General features: G+C 70.7%; 18 protein-coding genes and 4 tRNA genes. 16 read left to right on the top strand and 6 right to left on the bottom strand.

Annotated features, from left to right (window positions below; all coding sequences use genetic code 11):
• Positions 1–234: 234 nt before the first annotated feature.
• Positions 235–1554 carry an APC family permease gene (locus tag GPA10_RS03060; protein WP_157164028.1) on the bottom strand — a complete coding sequence of 440 codons (1320 nt, stop codon included), beginning with the start codon at positions 1552–1554 and terminating at the stop codon, positions 235–237.
• Positions 1555–1786: 232 nt separating this feature from the next.
• On the opposite strand from GPA10_RS03060, the gene GPA10_RS03055 reads away from it, so the two are divergent.
• Positions 1787–2053, top strand: coding sequence for a GlsB/YeaQ/YmgE family stress response membrane protein (locus GPA10_RS03055; RefSeq protein ID WP_058848084.1), 267 nt, complete (start codon positions 1787–1789; stop codon positions 2051–2053).
• An 85-nt stretch (positions 2054–2138) separates the two neighbouring features.
• Here the strand turns inward: GPA10_RS03055 and GPA10_RS03050 are convergent, their stop codons facing one another.
• Positions 2139–2627 carry a YajQ family cyclic di-GMP-binding protein gene (locus GPA10_RS03050; protein ID WP_058848085.1) on the bottom strand — a complete coding sequence of 163 codons (489 nt, stop codon included), beginning with the start codon at positions 2625–2627 and terminating at the stop codon, positions 2139–2141.
• A gap of 196 nt (positions 2628–2823) precedes the next feature.
• On the opposite strand from GPA10_RS03050, the gene GPA10_RS03045 reads away from it, so the two are divergent.
• The 4 genes from GPA10_RS03045 (at position 2824) to GPA10_RS03030 (ending at position 4920) form a co-directional block, all read left to right on the top strand.
• Positions 2824–2905: transfer RNA gene (locus tag GPA10_RS03045), tRNA-Tyr, on the top strand.
• Between the two features lie 217 nt (positions 2906–3122).
• A complete protein-coding gene (locus GPA10_RS03040; RefSeq protein WP_157164027.1) occupies positions 3123–3710 on the top strand; it encodes a hypothetical protein in 588 nt (195 codons plus the stop codon).
• 196 nt (positions 3711–3906) lie between these two features.
• Positions 3907–4680 carry a polysaccharide deacetylase family protein gene (locus GPA10_RS03035; protein WP_157164026.1) on the top strand — a complete coding sequence of 258 codons (774 nt, stop codon included), beginning with the start codon at positions 3907–3909 and terminating at the stop codon, positions 4678–4680.
• A gap of 18 nt (positions 4681–4698) precedes the next feature.
• On the top strand, positions 4699–4920 hold the full coding sequence (locus tag GPA10_RS03030; protein ID WP_079086360.1) for a hypothetical protein: 222 nt from the start codon (positions 4699–4701) through the stop codon (positions 4918–4920).
• Between the two features lie 107 nt (positions 4921–5027).
• On the opposite strand, the gene GPA10_RS03025 is transcribed toward GPA10_RS03030, so the two are convergent.
• Complete coding sequence (locus tag GPA10_RS03025) at positions 5028–5684, bottom strand: SDR family oxidoreductase (protein ID WP_157164025.1); 657 nt, start codon at positions 5682–5684, stop codon at positions 5028–5030.
• 293 nt (positions 5685–5977) lie between these two features.
• Positions 5978–7237, bottom strand: a complete 1260-nt coding sequence (locus GPA10_RS03020; protein WP_157164024.1) for an amidohydrolase family protein — start codon at positions 7235–7237, stop codon at positions 5978–5980.
• 240 nt (positions 7238–7477) lie between these two features.
• Here GPA10_RS03020 and GPA10_RS03015 point away from each other — a divergent pair.
• The 8 genes from GPA10_RS03015 (at position 7478) to GPA10_RS02980 (ending at position 12653) form a co-directional block, all read left to right on the top strand.
• A tRNA-Thr gene (locus GPA10_RS03015) sits at positions 7478–7550 on the top strand.
• Between the two features lie 49 nt (positions 7551–7599).
• Positions 7600–7672, top strand: a tRNA-Met gene (locus tag GPA10_RS03010).
• Positions 7673–7760: 88 nt separating this feature from the next.
• Positions 7761–7925, top strand: a complete 165-nt coding sequence (gene rpmG, locus GPA10_RS03005; RefSeq protein WP_003956487.1) for a 50S ribosomal protein L33 — start codon at positions 7761–7763, stop codon at positions 7923–7925.
• Positions 7926–8090: 165 nt separating this feature from the next.
• On the top strand, positions 8091–8624 hold the full coding sequence (locus GPA10_RS03000; protein ID WP_157164023.1) for a MaoC family dehydratase N-terminal domain-containing protein: 534 nt from the start codon (positions 8091–8093) through the stop codon (positions 8622–8624).
• 4 nt (positions 8625–8628) lie between these two features.
• The gene (locus GPA10_RS02995) at positions 8629–9057 is read left to right on the top strand and encodes a MaoC family dehydratase (protein WP_157164022.1); all 429 of its coding nucleotides are present in this window, start codon (positions 8629–8631) and stop codon (positions 9055–9057) included.
• A gap of 149 nt (positions 9058–9206) precedes the next feature.
• Positions 9207–9779 (top strand): TetR/AcrR family transcriptional regulator, encoded by a 573-nt coding sequence (locus tag GPA10_RS02990; RefSeq protein WP_157164021.1) that lies wholly within the window; start codon positions 9207–9209, stop codon positions 9777–9779.
• 179 nt (positions 9780–9958) lie between these two features.
• Positions 9959–11392, top strand: coding sequence for a DHA2 family efflux MFS transporter permease subunit (locus GPA10_RS02985; protein ID WP_157164020.1), 1434 nt, complete (start codon positions 9959–9961; stop codon positions 11390–11392).
• 157 nt (positions 11393–11549) lie between these two features.
• Positions 11550–12653, top strand: a complete 1104-nt coding sequence (locus GPA10_RS02980; RefSeq protein ID WP_425505649.1) for a UDP-N-acetylmuramate dehydrogenase — start codon at positions 11550–11552, stop codon at positions 12651–12653.
• Here the strand turns inward: GPA10_RS02980 and GPA10_RS02975 are convergent.
• Both GPA10_RS02975 and GPA10_RS02970 read right to left on the bottom strand, forming a co-directional pair.
• Entirely contained in the window at positions 12643–13674 is a 1032-nt protein-coding gene (locus GPA10_RS02975; RefSeq protein ID WP_058848095.1) for an adenosine deaminase, read from the bottom strand. The genes GPA10_RS02980 and GPA10_RS02975 overlap by 11 nt on opposite strands.
• Before the next feature lie 137 nt (positions 13675–13811).
• Entirely contained in the window at positions 13812–15062 is a 1251-nt protein-coding gene (locus tag GPA10_RS02970) for a pyridoxal phosphate-dependent aminotransferase (protein ID WP_157164019.1), read from the bottom strand.
• Between the two features lie 202 nt (positions 15063–15264).
• On the opposite strand from GPA10_RS02970, the gene GPA10_RS02965 reads away from it, so the two are divergent.
• From GPA10_RS02965 to nusG, 3 genes are all read left to right on the top strand, one after another.
• Positions 15265–15337: transfer RNA gene (locus tag GPA10_RS02965), tRNA-Trp, on the top strand.
• Between the two features lie 106 nt (positions 15338–15443).
• A complete protein-coding gene (gene secE / locus GPA10_RS02960) occupies positions 15444–15728 on the top strand; it encodes a preprotein translocase subunit SecE (protein WP_058848097.1) in 285 nt (94 codons plus the stop codon).
• Between the two features lie 77 nt (positions 15729–15805).
• The gene (nusG, locus tag GPA10_RS02955; protein WP_058848098.1) at positions 15806–16690 is read left to right on the top strand and encodes a transcription termination/antitermination protein NusG; all 885 of its coding nucleotides are present in this window, start codon (positions 15806–15808) and stop codon (positions 16688–16690) included.
• Positions 16691–16940: the final 250 nt, after the last annotated feature.

The raw sequence follows: 16940 nt of genomic DNA, 5'->3' as shown, positions 1-16940 counted from the left end.
GGCAGCAGCCGCCGCAGGGGCCCGCCGGGGGCGGGCGGAACTGGTAGACCGCTCCGCCGCGAGGCCGGTGGACCGCCCCGCACGTCCATGTGCCTGCATGTTGAGGCCGTGCCCGCGCGATGAGGCCGCGCCTGCACGATGAGGCCGCGCCCGCGCGATGAAGCCGCGCCCGCGCGATGAAGCCGTGCCTGCACGTTGAGGCCGCGCCCGCACGCCCAAGCCGCGCCCGCACGCTCAGTCCGGGGGAGGGCGGCGCCCCGCAGCCCTCCCCCGCCCCTCGTACACATTCCGTACCCCGTACACGGCGACGCCCGCCACCAGCACCGCCCCGCCCGCCACCACCGAGGCCCCGGGCAGGGCGAAAGCCAGCGTCACACAGCCGACGAGGCCCACGACGGGGGCCACGCGCGCGAGGGGTGCGGAACTGAGCGTCCACGCCGAAGCGTTGGCGACGGCGTAGTACACGAGGACGCCGAACGACGAGAACCCGATCGCGCCCCGCACGTCGGCCGTCGCCGCGAGCACGGCGACCACCGCGCCCACGGTGAGCTCCGCACGGTGCGGCACGCGGAACCGCGGGTGCACGGCGGCCAGCCCGCCCGGCAGACGACGGTCCCGCGCCATCGCCAGCGTCGTCCGTGACACCCCCAGGATCAGCGCGAGCAGCGAACCGAGCGCCGCCACCGCCGCGCCCACCCGCACCACGGGCACGAGGCCCGGCACCCCGGCAGCCCGCACCGCGTCCGCCAGCGGAGCCGAGGCCTTCGCCAGGCCGTCCGCGCCGAGCACCGAGAGCGCCGCCACCGCCACCGCCACGTACACGCACAGGGCGATGCCGAGCGCCACCAGGATCGCCCGCGGAATGGTGCGCGCCGGATCCCGTACCTCCTCGCCCAGCGTCGCCACGCGCGCGTACCCCGCGAAAGCGAAGAAGAGCAGCCCCGCGGCCTGGAGCACCCCGCCGGGGCCGCCGTCCGACGGCCCCGCACCGAAGAGCCCGCCGTCGGCCCCCGCGGCCCCCGACCAGACGGCCCCCGCGCAGACAGCGACGACCCCCGCCAGAACCACGAGCACCACGGCCACGATGCCCCGCGTCAGCCAGAGGGACTTCTGCACGCCTACGTAGTTCACGGCAGTGAGCCCCAGGACGGCAGCCACGGCGACGGCGTGCGCATGCTCCGGCCACACGTATGTGCCCACGGTCAGCGCCATGGCCGCGCACGAGGCCGTCTTGCCGACGACGAACGCCCACCCGGCCAGGTACCCCCAGAACTCGCCGAGCCGCTCCCGCCCGTACACGTACGTCCCGCCGGACGCCGGATAGCGCGCCGCGAGGCGGGCCGACGCCAGGGCGTTGCAGTACGCGACGACGGCGGCGATGCCGAGCCCGAGCAGCAGCCCCGGACCGGCGGCTTCCGCGGCGGGCCCGAGCACGGCGAAGACCCCGGCGCCGACCATCGCGCCGAGCCCGATCACCACCGCGTCGAAGACCCCGAGCGTCCGCCGCAACCCGACCGCACCGGCAGCTTTCTCGGCCCCCGCCTGCTGTGTCATGCGCCGCACCCTACTGACGCCGGGGAACCGCCCGCTCCCCGCACGTCGTCCTCCAGGACAACAGCACACGAAAAGGTACGAAGAGTCACAGGGGAAAACGGGGGCAGAAGAGCCCCACGCACAACAGAACGCGTACGGGCGTCACATGCGGCGGCAGCTCAGCCGCGGACCAGACGCCGAACAGCACGAAACGGCCTTCAGAGGCACGCAACGGCATGAAAAGGCAGGTCACATGGGCATCATCAGCTGGATCGTTCTCGGACTGCTCGCCGGTGCCACCGCCAAGATCCTGCTCCCGGGCCGCGACCCCGGCGGATTCATCGGGACGACGCTGATCGGCATCGCCGGCGCGTTCATCGGCGGCTGGATCTCCGCGCGCTTCCTCGACCGCCCGATAGCCGACCACTTCTTCGACGGCGCGACGTGGCTGGCGGCCATCGGAGGCTCCCTGGTCCTGCTGGTCGCGTACCGCATCCTCTTCGGCCACTCGCGCCGCTGACGGCGACGCCACCACAGACTGCGGCCAGCAGCAAGGGCGGGCACCCGAGCAGGGTGCCCGCCCTCCGTCATGGTTTGCCGAACCCCTACCGGTAGTTCACGAACTGCAGGGCGAAGTCGAAGTCCTGGCCCTTCAGGAGCGCCTGTACGGCCTGAAGGTCGTCGCGGCTCTTGGAGCTGACGCGCAGCTCGTCGCCCTGCACCTGCGCCTTGACGCCCTTGGGGCCCTCATCGCGGATGATCTTCGCGACCTTCTTCGCGTTCTCCTGGGAGATGCCCTCCTCGATGGAGGCGAAGATCTTGTACTCCTTGCCCGACAGCTGGGGCTCGCCCGCGTCCAGGGCCTTCAGCGAGATGCCCCGCTTGATCAGCTTGGACTGGAAGACATCGAGGATCGCCTTGACCCGGTCCTCCGAGTTCGCCTCCATCAAGATCTTCTCGCCCGACCAGGAGATCGAGGCGCCGACGTTCTTGAAGTCGTAGCGCTGCGAGATCTCCTTGCCCGTCTGGTTGAGGGCGTTGTCGACCTCCTGCCGCTCGACCTTCGAGACGATGTCGAAACTGGAGTCGGCCATGTCCTGTGGCTCCTTGTATCGGTGTCTGCGTACACAGCGGGTACACGGCCTTCAGTCGCCGACCGCATCCGCAAAGCCTAGCCACTGCCCCCGCGCGAGGTGCGGGTCAATCGGGTGGCGAAGCACCCCCGGTCATCAGGTATCGTTTACGTCGTTGCCACGGAGCGCCGCGCAAGCGGAGCGAGGCAGCAAACCCGGCGGTGTGCCCGAGCGGCCAAAGGGAGCAGACTGTAAATCTGCCGGCTCAGCCTTCCCAGGTTCGAATCCTGGCGCCGCCACGCTGAGAGAAACCCTCTCCGACCTGCGATCACGTAGGTTCGGAGAGGGTTTTTGCGTATATCAGGCCGCTCCGGTTTTTGCGTATATCGGGCCGCTCCGGGGGCAGCCTTTCGGGCAGAATCGAAACAGGGTGACTTGTCTCACGCTGCGACGGTCGCATCACGGCAGTGAACCAGGGGTGGGTCGAGTCGTGCTCAAGGGCTTCCGGGGGGATGCATGAGGCGCGCACGCAAGAGGTGGACAGCCGCTGTCGTCGCCGTGGTGGCGCTGTCCGGCGGGTTGGCGGCGTCGGCGGCTGACCGGCACGGCGTGCCTTCTTCTGCGGCACTCTCCGTGAGCGAGGTCGACGCTTTGGCGCGGATGGCGCAGAACCATTTGCAGACCCGGGCCAGCATGGTGACCGCGGAGCATCCTCCCCTGAAATCCCTCAGGAGGTCGTCCCTCGCCGCGGCCACCCCCTCCATGGCGGACCGCGCCCAGGACGACTTCACCAAGCTGGTGACCAAGGGCGAGGCGTACGAAGACCTGGACGGTGGCTACACCAAGGCCGTCGTGGACGTCAGCGTCGTCGACTCGTCCGTGGACGGCGACACGGCGACGCTCCGCGTCACCGAGGACACCCGGCTCCACCACCCCTTCACCGCGGCTGAGGTAGCTGAAGGAGCCCCGGAGTACGAGGAGTTCTCCTTGCCGCACACGATGAAGTTCATCCGGGGCGCCCGCGGGGGCTGGCTCCTGGCCTCGGACGTCGCGGACGTCGGCGTCGGCCCGACGCCCAGTACGCAGTTGGAGGCGGCGCAGTAGGCCGAAGGCCGCCAGGAGTGGCGAGAACAGGCCAACCAGTGTGCTTCCAGACACCGTTCGCGAGGAGTTGTCCCCGAACGCACCCGGAATTGTCCGTGATCTGTAACGGGCGGATCCCGGCGCCCGTATGCCTCGTCCTGCCGGTTGGTCGTGACGCGACCGGGGTTGGGCGAGGGACTGGGCGAGAGGGGCGGACATGGCACGGCACGGTGGCGGGCGAGTCTGGTACGGCAAGGTCATCGGGGCGGCGCTCGGGGTGATGATGCTCGCCACCGGCGCCTCGGTGTGGACCGCGCAGGCCGGCGACGCGGACGACTCCCCGCCCGAGGCCACCGCCCCGGCCAAGCCGGGCAACAACGGCAAGCGGGTCTCGACGACCATCGCGCACGCCTCGGACAAGGGGAAGCGCGGCGTCAACATCACCATCGACGACGGCCCCGACCCCAAGTGGACCCCCCAAATGCTCGACCTGCTGCGGCAGTACGAGGTCAAGGCCACGTTCTGCATGGTGGGAACGCAGGCCCAGGCCCACCCGGACATCGTGAAGAAGGTCGTCGCGGAAGGGCACCGCCTGTGCGACCACTCGGTGTCGCACAACACCGCCATGGACAAGGACACCCAGGCCTACCAGTCCCAGCAGATACTCGACGCCGAACGCATGATCACCAAGGCTTCCGGGGGCGTACGGCCCATGTACTACCGGGCGCCCGGCGGCGCCTTCACGCCCTACAGCCGCGACCTCGCCGCCTCCCGCGGCATGCGCCCGCTCGGCTGGAACGTGGACACCAAGGACTTCGAGCTTCCGGGTACGGCCGCCATCGTCGCCACCGTCGAGCGGGAACTGCCCAACGGGCCCACGCTCCTCTTCCACGACGCGGGCGGCGACCGCACCCAGACCGTCGAGGCCCTGCGCACCATCCTCCCCCGGCTCAAGCAGCAGGGGTACTCCTTCGGCTTCCCGGTGCGCTGAGACGGGCACACTGGGCTCATGTCGTCCAGTTCAGCGCGTCGCAGGCACTGCCCCATGTGCCGTCGTGAAATCGCGGTCGTCGGCGGGCGGTTCGCCCGGCACGACCCGCCCGGCCCCCGCGGCGCGGGCGACCTCGTCTCATGCCCCGGGTCCCGTCAGCACGCCCAGCTCACCGGCGTCCAGCCCACCCTCGCCGGGTACGTGGTGCCGGAGTTCCCGGGACAACTGCCCCTGTTCTGACCCTGTCCGACACAGAGGGGTATCTGGTCCGGAGGCCTCCGATACCCGTGGGCATCCGGTCCTGAGGGGCATCCCCCCGAAGGGCGGAGGGCCCGCCGCGGCCCGCCTCAGTTCCCCGCCACCGACTTCACCGCCACCGACACCGGCGTCGACCCGCTGACCAGCTCCAGCGTCAGGCCCGCCGTCGCCGGCGTCTCCAGGAGCTCGGCGAGCACCGCCGCCACGTCGTCGCGCGGGATCGGGCCGCGACCGGTCGAGGCCTCCAGGCGTACGAGGCCCGTGCCCGCGTCGTCCGTCAGCATGCCGGGGCGCAGGATCGTCCAGTCCAGGGCCGCCCGCCCGCGTACGGACGCGTCGGCCTCGCCCTTGGCCCGCAGATAGGCGTCGAAGACCTCGTCGCCGGGGTGGTCCGGGTCCGAGCCCATCGACGACACCATGACGTACCGGCGGACCCCGGCGCGCTCCGCGGCGTCCGCGAGCAGGATCGCCGCGTCCCGGTCCACGGTGTTCTTGCGGTCCACCCCGCTGCCGGGACCCGCCCCCGCGGCGAACACGACCGCGTGGGCGCCCTCCAGATGCCGGGCCACCTCGTCCACGGACGCCGACTCGAGGTCGCACAGCACCGGTTCGGCGCCCGCGTCCCGCAGATCGGCCTCGTGCGCGGAGTTACGGATGGTCCCGGCGGCTTCCTCACCGCGCGCGGCGAGCAGACGCTCCAGCCGCAGCGCGATCTGACCATGACCTCCAGCGATGACAATGCGCATGCTCCCGACCGTACGGCAGCCCGCGCGTGATCGCGGCCGGAACGCCCCGTACCAGGCCACATGCAGCAAGCACCGGCAGCCGGGAGACGTATCGCGGTCCGGGAGGGGGGAGACGTACCGCCGTCCGGGAGGGGGGAGACGTACCGCGGTCCGGCCAGCAGTGGGACGTACCGAGGCCCGGTAGCCGGGAGACATGTCGCCGTCCCGCATCCGGGGGGGGCAACATCGCGGTCCCGCAGCCGCAAGGCATGCACGGCCCGCGACGGGAAGGCGCCCGCGCCCCCGCGGCCGCCTCAAGCCCCCTTCCCGGGCTGCCGCCGCAGCACCCCCTGCCGCGGCAGATCGAGCGCCACCGCCGCCGCGGAGTCGCAGTACTCCCGCACCGCGCTCGTCCGCGCCACCACGCGCCCCCGGTGCACGACGATCCGGCTGTACGCCAGGGACAGGGCACCGGCGAGCGTGTCGCCGCGTACCGCGAGGAGTTCGGCGGGGAAGCCCGCCTCCACCCTGACCTCCGGCAGGCCGAGCGCCGCCCGCGCCGCCGCGCTGACCGCCGCGTACGCCTCCTCGGGGCGCAGCCCGTGCCGGGACGCCAGCAGGTACGCCGCCTCCAGCGGGTCGCCCCGGCCGACCGGGTTCGCCATGTCCCGCAGCGCCCCGCTGCCCGCCGCGAGCCGCACCCCGGCCCCGTGCAGCAGCCGCACCGGCGCCGTGTCCCGGCCCTCCGCGCACCCGCAGCCGCCCTGCGGCAGGCACACCACCGTCACGGCGGCCGCCGCGAGGCGCTCCGCCGTCCGCGCGGCCACGTCCGCCGGCAGCCGCGCGAGCCCGCCGCACGGCCCGATCGCCACCCGCCGCAGCCCGCCCGCCATCGCGGCGAGCCGTGCGACGCGGGCCGGATCCCCGCCGTCCGTATGCAGATCCACCGCGCAGCCGTGCTCCGCGGCCAGGTCGAGCGCCGTCTCCACGTACCCCGTCGGATCGGGGTCCAGATCGGGGCAGCCGCCCACCACGGAGGCACCCATCCTCAGCGCGTCCCGCAGCATCGCCAGACCGTCCGCGCCCGCGACGCCGGTCAGCAGCCGCGGCACCGCCACCACGGACAGATCCACGAGCCCCCGCAGCGAACGCCGCGCCTGGAGCACCGCCTGCAGCGGGTCGAGGCCCTGTACGTCACCGATCCGCACATGCGAGCGCAGCGCCGTCGCGCCGTGCCCGAGCTGAAGCAGCGCGGCCTCGGTGGCGCGCCGCTGCACGACCGTGGCGTCGTACGGGACCGGGCCTTCGGAGAGCGCGGTCAGCGCCGTGTCGCTGTGCGCGTGCGGCTCCGCGGCGGCCGGCAGCAGGAGGTAGCCGCTCAGGTCCACGCGCGCGGCCCGGGTGCTGAGGCTGCCCGCCGTGCCGACCGCCTCGATCCTGCCGTCGCCGAGCCGTACGTCCACGGTCCTGCCGTCCGTGAGGCGTGCCCCGCAGAGCAGCAGCGAACCCGCCTCGGGGGAGTCCGGCGGTTCGGGCGGTTCGGGCGGGGGCTGCTCCGGCCGGCTGTCGGGCATCGCGCTCCTGTGGCTCGGGGGCGGGACGGGCAAGATCACGCAGCGTGGGTCGAGCCTAGGACGGCGGCAGGCCCGCTTCGCGGAGGAACGCAATAGTCGTACCGGTGTGGTGCGAGTGCCGGATGATCGCTGGTGAGGCGGGTGAGACGGCCCGATCCGGGCCCGCACGTTCCCCGCGGAGGCCCCGGTCGAAACGGATTTGGGCGAACGGCGGGCAACCGTGTAATGTCTTCATCGCTCGCCCCAATAGCTCAGTCGGTAGAGCGTCTCCATGGTAAGGAGAAGGTCTGCGGTTCGATTCCGCATTGGGGCTCTGATGTGCCAGGTTCCTCGCCTCCGGGCGAGGAGCGGAAGTGCATCGCAGCGGTGTAGCTCAGTCGGTAGAGCAAGCGGCTCATAATCGCTGTGTCACCGGTTCAAGTCCGGTCACCGCTACCCTCAGTAGCCGATTGTGGGGTCGGTCCTCCGATCGGCTACTCTTTTATGCGTTCATCCGTCCATCCGTCCGTCAAGGAGCACTCACGTGGCTGCCACCGACGTCCGCCCGAAGATCACGCTGGCCTGCGTGGAGTGCAAGGAGCGGAACTACATCACCAAGAAGAACCGGCGTAACAACCCGGACCGTCTTGAGATGAAGAAGCACTGCCCGCGCTGCAACTCGCACACCGCGCACCGCGAAACGCGATAAAAGGCTCGTACACGAGGCCGTCCCCGTTCACTCGGGGGCGGCCTCGCGTCGTTTTCCCACCCTGTCGACCTCGTCGACCCTGTTGTTCCTGTCGACCCTGTCGACCCGGTTGTTCCTGCTGTTCCTGTCGATTCTGTCCACCCAGCTGCCAGGAGGTGCTGAGCCATGGCGCTCGACCAGTCCTTCGTGGGGCGGTCCTACCCGCCCACCGACCCCTACGAGGTCGGCCGCGAGAAGATCCGCGAGTTCGCGGTCGCGGTGGGCGACGCCAATCCCGCGTACACCGACCCGGAGGCCGCCAAGGCTCTCGGTCACCCCGATGTGCTCGCCCCGCCGACCTTTGTGTTCGCGATCACCTATCGGGCCGCGGGTGAGGTCATCTCCGACCCCCAGCTGGGTCTCGACTACAGCCGCGTCGTGCACGGCGACCAGAAGTTCGCCTACACGCGCCCCGTCCACGCGGGCGACCGGCTCACGGTGACGTCCACCATCGAGAACATCAAGTCCATGGCGGGCAACGACATCCTGGACATCCGCGGCGACGTCCACGACGCCGCCGGCGAGCACGTCGTGACCGCCTGGACCAAGCTCGTCGCACGCGCCGCGGGCACCACGGCCAAGCCGGCCGACGAGTCCGCGGCCAAGCCGGCCGACGAGCCCGCGGCCAAGACGTCCGACACCGCGGCAGAGGGGGCCTGAGACGATGACGGCGAAGATCGCATACGACGACATCGAGGTCGGCACCGAACTGCCGGCCCAGTCCTTCCCCGTGACGCGCGCGACCCTGGTGCAGTACGCGGGCGCCTCCGGCGACTTCAACCCGATCCACTGGAACGAGAAGTTCGCCCTCGAGGTCGGCCTGCCCGACGTCATCGCGCACGGCATGTTCACCATGGCCGAGGCCATCCGCGTGGTCACGGACTGGGCGGGTGACCCCGGCGCCGTCGTCGAGTACGGCGTGCGCTTCACCAAGCCGGTCGTCGTCCCCAACGACGACAAGGGCGCGACGATCGAGGTCAGCGCCAAGGTCGCGGCGAAGCTCGACGACAACCAGGTCCGCGTGGACCTCCTCGCGAAGAGCGACGACCAGAAGGTGCTCGGCATGTCCCGGGCCGTCGTTCGTCTCGCCTGAGGGTTCCGCACACCGGCAGCAAGTCATCCGGTAGGTAAGGGGCGTCCGCCATGGCGGACGCCCCTTACTGTTCGGTCCCAGTCAGCAGCACTGTTCGGTCCCAGTCCGCAGCCTTGACTTAGTTAGTGATTGGGCACTAACTTAGCCGCATGGTCAGGATGAGCGCAGAGGAGAGGCGTGAGAGCGTCATCCGCGCGGCGATGAGCGAGTTCGCCCGCGGGGGGTACCACGGGACGTCGACCGAGGCGATCGCCAAGCGCGTCGGAGTCTCACAGCCCTATCTCTTCCGGCTCTTCCCCAGCAAGAAGGCGATCTTCCTGGCGGCGTCGGCGCGCTGCCTGGAGGACACCCGCAAGGTCTTCGAGAAGGCGAGCGAAGGACTTACGGGCGAGGAGGCCCTGCACGCCATGGCTTCCGCGTACTCGCAGCTCATCGCGGACGACCCGGACAAGCTGCAGATGCAGCTCCAGACGTACGTGGCCGTGGCGGCCGCCGAGGCCGCCGGGGACAGTGAGTTCGGCGACATGGTGCGCGCCGGATGGATGGAGATCTGGGAAGCGGCGCACCTGCCGCTCGGGGCCGACCTGAAGGAGACGACGACCTTCATGGCGTTCGGCATGCTCGTCAATGTGCTGTCGGCCATGGGGTTCCCCGCCGAACACCGCGTCTGGCAGGGGATGTACTTGTCGGCACAGCCCCCGGAGGGCTGCGCGCCGTCGTGAGTGCGGACGGGCGTCCGGGGGTGCCGGGCACGCCCGGCGCGACTGCGGCCGGGGCTGTTGCCGTGGTTGGGCTCGATGGAGTCGTGGGCAGTGAGTTCGGCATGCCCACAAAAGTTAGTCATCAATTACTAACCTGACAGCTGGTGCGCAGTGCGTGTCAGCCGGTTTATGGGGGATCGATGTCACAACGAACAGCACAGCGCGGGGGAGTCGTCTGGGCCCTCGTGATCACGAGTGTCGCCGGTTTCATGGCGGCCCTCGACAACCTGGTCGTCACCACCGCACTGCCCTCCATCAGCGAGGATCTGGGCGGTGGCCTGGAAGAGCTGGAATGGACGGTGAACGCCTACACCCTCACCTTCGCCGTCCTGCTGATGTTCGGCGCGGCCCTGGGGGACAGGTTCGGGCGGCGCAAGCTCTTCGGCGTCGGCCTCGCGATCTTCACCGCCTCGTCCGCCGCCGCGGCCCTCGCGCCCGGTGTGGCGGAGCTGATCGCCGCCCGCGCGGTCCAGGGCGTCGGCGCCGCGATCATGATGCCGCTCACCCTGACCCTGCTCACCGCCGCCGTACCGGCCGACAAGCGCGGGATGGCGTACGGGATCTGGGGCGCCGTCAACGGCCTCGCCGTCGCCAGCGGGCCGCTCATCGGGGGAGCGCTCACCGAACACATCTCCTGGCAGTGGATCTTCTGGCTGAACGTCCCGCTGGGCCTCGCCCTGCTGCCGCTCGCCCGGATGCGCCTCGCCGAGTCGTACGGCACAGGTGCGCGGCTCGACATCACCGGCACGCTCCTCGCCAGCGGCGGCCTGTTCGGCATCGTCTACGGACTGATCCGCGGAAACTTCGACGGTTGGACCAGCGCTCCCGTCCTCACCGGTCTGATCGGGGGCGGCGCCCTGCTCGTCGGCTTCGTGCGCCACGGCATGCGCAGCCAGAACGCGATGCTCCCGATGCGGCTCTTCCGGAACCGGGCCTTCTCCTCGATCAACGCGGCCAGTCTGCTGATGTTCGTCGGAATGTTCGGCGCGATCTTCCTGCTCAGCCAGTTCCTCCAGCGGGTGCTCGGCTACTCGCCGACCGAGGCGGGGCTGCGCATGCTCCCGTGGACCGGGATGCCGATGCTCGTGGCACCGATCGCCGGCTACCTCTCCGACCGCGTCGGCGGCCGTCCGGTCGTCACCGTGGGGCTCGCGCTCCAGGCCGTCGGGCTCGGCTGGTTCGCGGTCGTCCTCACGCCCGACGTGTCGTACGCCGCCCAACTCCCCGCCCTGATCCTCAGCGGGATCGGCATGGCCCTGTACTTCGCGCCCGCCGCCAGCCTCGTCATGGCCAGCGTCCGGCCCGCCGAGCAGGGCATCGCCTCCGGCGCGAACAACGCCTTGCGCGAGGTGGGCGGGGCGCTCGGTATCGCCGTCCTGACGGCGGTCTTCACCGCGCGGGGCGGCTACGAGGGCGCCACCGCGTATGTGGACGGACTGGAGCCCGCGCTGTGGGTGGGGGCGGGGGTCGTCGGCCTTGCGGCCGTTTCCGCCGCGCTGTTGCCCCGGGGTGGGGCAGGGGGCTCCGGGGGTGCCGGTGCCCCCGAGAAGGAGCGGGTGACTGTTGCCGCCTGATGGCTGAGGCCTGGCGCTGGACGGCTGCGGCCTGGCGTCGGTGCGGGTCGATCGCGCTGCGCGCTCGTCCTCGATCGCCGGACGGGCTTGATCAACCCGGCGGTTCTCCCCGCCCATCTGTCCCTACTGGGGGCGGGTGGGCGGGGATGTTCCGCCGGTGGGGTGTCCGTACACCCCACCAGAGGCCCCGCATACCCTGGGAGGCGTGCACGTACTACACGACGCCCCCCTCGCCCCGCTCACCACCTTCCGGCTCGGTGGGCCCGCGGCCCGGCTGATCACCGCGACCAGCGACGCCGAGGTGATCGCCGCTGTCCGCGAGGCCGACGACTCCGGGACCCCGCTGCTGATCATCGGCGGTGGATCGAACCTGGTCATCGGCGACAAGGGCTTCGACGGCACCGCGCTGCGCATCGCCACCACCGGCTTCGTGCTCGACGGCGCGGAGCTCGAACTGGCGGCCGGTGAGGTGTGGACGGAGGCCGTGGCGAGGACCGTCGAAGCGGGGCTCGCGGGCATCGAGTGCCTGGCCGGTATCCCCGGCTCCGCGGGCGCCACGCCCATCCAGAACGTGGGCGCGTACGGCCAGGAGGTCTCCTCGACGATCACCGAGGTGATCGCGTACGACCGGAAGGCCGGAGAGACGGTCACGATTCCGAACGCCGAGTGCGACTTCTCGTACCGGCACAGTCGTTTCAAGGCCGATCCCGAGCGGTTCGTGGTGCTGCGGGTGCGGTTCCGCCTTGAGGACGCGAGCGGTATGAGCGCCCCGATCGCGTACCCGGAGACAGCGCGGACGCTCGGCGTCGAGGCCGGTGAGCGGGTGCCCGCCGCCGCGGCCAGGGAGACCGTCCTGAAGCTGCGTGCGGGCAAGGGCATGGTGCTCGACCCCGAGGACCACGACAGCTGGTCGGCGGGTTCGTTCTTCACCAACCCGATCCTCACCGCCGAGGAGTTCACCGCCTTCCACGCGCGCGTGGCGGAGCGGCTCGGCCCGGACGCCGCCCCGCCCGCGTTCCCCGCGGGCGACGGCCGTGTGAAGACCTCCGCGGCCTGGCTCATCGACAAGGCGGGCTTCACCAAGGGCTACGGCCAGGGCCCGGCCCGCATCTCCAGCAAGCACACGCTGGCCCTGACCAACCGCGGCGGCGCGACCACCGAGGACCTGCTCGCCCTGGCCCGCGAGGTCGTCGCAGGCGTGCGGGAGGCCTTCGGGGTCACGCTGGTCAACGAGCCGGTGACGGTGGGCGTCAGCCTGTAGGCGGCCCGGCCAGCCACCGGTCCACGTCCGCGAGCAGCTTCTCCCGCACGTTCGCGGGCGCCGCCGAAGCCCGTACCGACTGCCGTGCCAGCTCCGCGAGCTCCGTGTCGTCGAAGCCGTGGTCGTGCCGCGCGATCTCGTACTGCGCGGCCAGGCGCGAACCGAAGAGCAGCGGGTCGTCGGCGCCGAGCGCCATCGGCACCCCGGCGTCGTACAGCGTCCGCAGGGGCACGTCCTCGGGCTTCTCGTAGACCCCGAGCGCCACGTTGGACGCCGGGCACACCTCGCACGTCACGCCGCGCTCCGCGAGCTGCCTGAGCAGCCGCGGGTCCTCGGCCGCCCGCACGCCGTGGCCGATGCGCCGCGCGTGCAAGTCGTCCAGGCAGTCCCGCACCGAGGCGGGCCCGGTCAGCTCCCCGCCGTGCGGGGCCGCGAGCAGGCCGCCCTCCCTGGCGATGGCGAAGGCACGGTCGAAGTCCCGCGCCATGCCCCGCCGTTCGTCGTTGGAGAGCCCGAAGCCGACGACGCCGCGGTCGGCGTAGCGCACCGCGAGCCTGGCCAGCGTGCGCGCGTCCAGGGGGTGCTTCATGCGGTTCGCGGCGACCAGGACGCGCATCCCGAGGCCGGTCTCCCGCGAGGCGGTCTCCACGGCGTCCAGGATGATCTCCAGGGCCGGGATGAGGCCCCCGAGCCGGGGCGCGTACGACGTCGGGTCGACCTGGATCTCCAGCCACCCCGAGCCGTCCCTGATGTCCTCCTCGGCCGCTTCCCGCACCAGGCGCTGGATGTCCTCGGGATCCCGCAGACAGGACCGTGCCATGTCGTAGAGCCGCTGGAAGCGGAACCAGCCCCGCTCGTCGGTGGCGCGCAGCTTCGGCGGCGTGCCGCCCGTCAGCGCCTCCGGCAGGTGGACGCCGTGCTTGTCGGCGAGCTCAAGCAGCGTCGAGGGCCGCATCGACCCGGTGAAGTGCAGGTGCAGATGGGCCTTCGGCAGCTCTCTTACGTCTCGTACACGCTCCATTCCAGGATCTTGCCGCATGGGTGGGGTGTCCCGGTAGCCGCTTCTCCCCAAGGGATGCTTCTCCGAACAGGCGGACGGGGCAGTGACTCACCTGAGTCACTGCCCCGTCCGCGTGATCGGGTCCCGCAGGGGCGACGTCAGTCGCGGGCCTCGGCGAGCAGCTTCTGGATGCGCGAGACGCCCTCGACCAGGTCCTCGTCGCCGAGCGCGTACGAGAGCCGCAGGTAGCCGGGGGTGCCGAAGGCCTCGCCCGGTACCACCGCGACCTCGGCCTCCTCCAGGATGAGCGCGGCGAGCTCGACGGTGTTCTGGGGGCGCTTGCCGCGGATCTCCTTGCCGACGAGGGCCTTCACCGAGGGGTAGGCGTAGAACGCGCCCTCGGGCTCCGGGCACAGGACGCCGTCGATCTCGTTCAGCATCCGCACGATCGTGCGACGGCGCCGGTCGAAGGCCTCACGCATCGCGTCGACGGCCGTCAGGTCGCCGGAGACGGCGGCGAGGGCGGCGGCCTGGGCGACGTTGGAGACGTTCGACGTGGCGTGCGACTGGAGGTTGGTCGCCGCCTTCACCACGTCCTTCGGGCCGATGATCCACCCGACCCGCCAGCCGGTCATGGCGTACGTCTTGGCGACGCCGTTGACCACGACGCACTTGTCCCGCAGCTCGGGCAGCAGGGCGGGCAGGGACGTGCTGTGTCGATCTGCGCCGCCGCGCGTGGCTGCGTCTCCGTAGACGAGGTGTTCGTAGATCTCGTCCGTCATGACCCACAGGCCGTGCTCCAGGGCCCAGCGGCCGATGGCCTCCGCGTCCTCGCGGCTGTAGACGGCGCCGGTCGGGTTCGACGGCGACACGAAGAGGACGACCTTGGTCTTCTCCGTGCGCGCGGCCTCCAGCTGCTCCACGGAGACGCGGTAGCCGGTGGTCTCGTCGGCGACGACCTCGACCGGGACACCGCCGGCGAGGCGGATCGACTCGGGGTACGTCGTCCAGTACGGCGCCGGGACGACGACCTCGTCGCCCGGGTCGAGGATCGCGGCGAAGGCCTCGTAGATCGCCTGCTTGCCGCCGTTGGTCACCAGGATCTCGGAGACCTCGGGCTCGTACCCGGAGTCGCGCAGCGTCTTCGCGGCGATCGCGGCCTTCAGCTCGGGCAGGCCGCCCGCGGGCGTGTAGCGGTGGAACCTCGGGTTCTTGCAGGCCTCGACGGCGGCCTCGACGATGTAGTCCGGGGTCGGGAAGTCCGGCTCGCCCGCGCCGAAACCGATCACCGGGCGCCCGGCGGCCTTGAGGGCCTTGGCCTTGGCGTCGACGGCGAGGGTCGCGGACTCGGAGATCGCGCCGACTCGGGCGGAGACCCGGCGCTCGGTAGGAGGAGTGACAGCGCTCATGCGCCCATCGTTCCAGACCCCGAACGCCCCCGGCACACGGGTTTGCAGGACCGCGGGACCGAGCATTGATCATCTCGGGCCCCATCCTGTTCGACGGGGCGGCCAGGACCACGTACACTCACTCGTCGTTGGCCCTCAACGGCCGCTCCTTCCAAACGCACTCGGTGCACATGGTCGGATGCTGTAGGTTGGGGGAAATCAAAGGGTCGTAGCTCAATTGGTAGAGCACTGGTCTCCAAAACCAGCGGTTGGGGGTTCAAGTCCCTCCGGCCCTGCTACACACACCTTCGCCAGGATGTGTGCGCATGTACGTACTGCAATGCACCGCCGTGCGGCTCAACCGGGCGCGGCACGGCCACGACCCGGAATCAGGTGAGACGAGTGACGGACGCCGTGGGCTCCATCGACATGCCTGATGCCCAGGACGAGGCGCCGGACAAGAAGAAGGCGCGCAAGGGCGGCAAGCGCGGCAAGAAGGGCCCGTTCGGCCGGCTGGCGCTCTTCTACCGGCAGATCGTCGCCGAACTCCGCAAGGTCGTCTGGCCGACGCGCAGCCAGCTCACGACGTACACCACGGTCGTGATCATCTTCGTCGTCATCATGATCGGTCTCGTGACCGTGATTGACTACGGCTTCAGCAACCTCATCAAGTACGTCTTCGGCTAGGCCGAAAGCGAAGGGCGCCGTGCCAGGCGCCCCTTTCGCGCGTTCCACCCCTATGTATCCAGGAAGAAGCAGCCACCGTGTCTGACCCGAACCTGAACGACGCCAGCGAGTCGGCGGAGTCCGTGGAGGACCAGCTCGACATCGTCGAGGCGGCGGACGCCGAGGAGCCGGACCAGGCCGAGGCTGCGGACGTCGCCGCGGGCGAGCCCGCCGAGGAGGCGGCGCTGCACGTGGAGTCCGACGAGGAGGCCGCCGCCGGTGGCGCCCTCGTCGCCGAGACCGACGAGGACGCCGAAGCGGCCGAGGCCGTCGAGGACGAGGCCCCGGCCGAGGAGGCCGAGCCCGTCGACCCGATCGCGGCCCTGCGCGACGAACTGCGCGGCCTGCCCGGCGAGTGGTACGTCATCCACACCTACGCCGGTTACGAGAACCGCGTGAAGACCAACCTCGAGCAGCGCGCCGTGTCGCTGAACGTCGAGGACTTCATCTTCCAGGCCGAGGTGCCGCAGGAAGAGGTCGCGCAGATCAAGAACGGCGAGCGCAAGACCATCCGTCAGAACAAGCTCCCCGGGTACGTCCTGGTGCGCATGGACCTGACGAACGAGTCCTGGGGCGTCGTCCGCAACACCCCCGGCGTCACCGGCTTCGTGGGCAACGCCTACGACCCGTACCCGCTGACCCTGGACGAGATCGTCAAGATGCTCGCCCCCGAGGCCGAGGAGAAGGCCGCCCGCGAGGCCGCCGAGGCCGAGGGCAAGCCGGCGCCGGCCCGCAAGGTCGAGGTCCAGGTCCTGGACTTCGAGGTGGGCGACTCGGTCACCGTCACCGACGGCCCGTTCGCCACGCTGCAGGCCACGATCAACGAGATCAACGCCGACTCGAAGAAGGTCAAGGGCCTCGTCGAGATCTTCGGCCGCGAGACCCCGGTCGAGCTGAGCTTCGACCAGATCCAGAAGAACTGACGCAGCAGGATCTCCGAGCAGAGCCCCTGGACCGCGGGAAACCGCAGCTCAGGGGCTTTGTCGTAGCCGAGTGCAGCGAATGTGTGCTGCGCCACAACCATCCGGGGCCCCGGGCTGTCTCACTGGTAGACGGAAACACCCGGTCCCTTCCTCCATGACACTTCAGCACGCTTATGGAGATCCTTGTCACTAAGCGTGGCGATTTGTGGTGCTCTGTTGCGATACGGGAGCGGGCTCACTCACCGACGAG

Origin of the sequence: Streptomyces typhae (assembly GCF_009755605.1) — a bacterium.
In the GTDB taxonomy this organism is placed as follows: domain Bacteria; phylum Actinomycetota; class Actinomycetes; order Streptomycetales; family Streptomycetaceae; genus Streptomyces; species Streptomyces typhae.
This window is presented reverse-complemented; position numbering and strand designations above follow the sequence as displayed.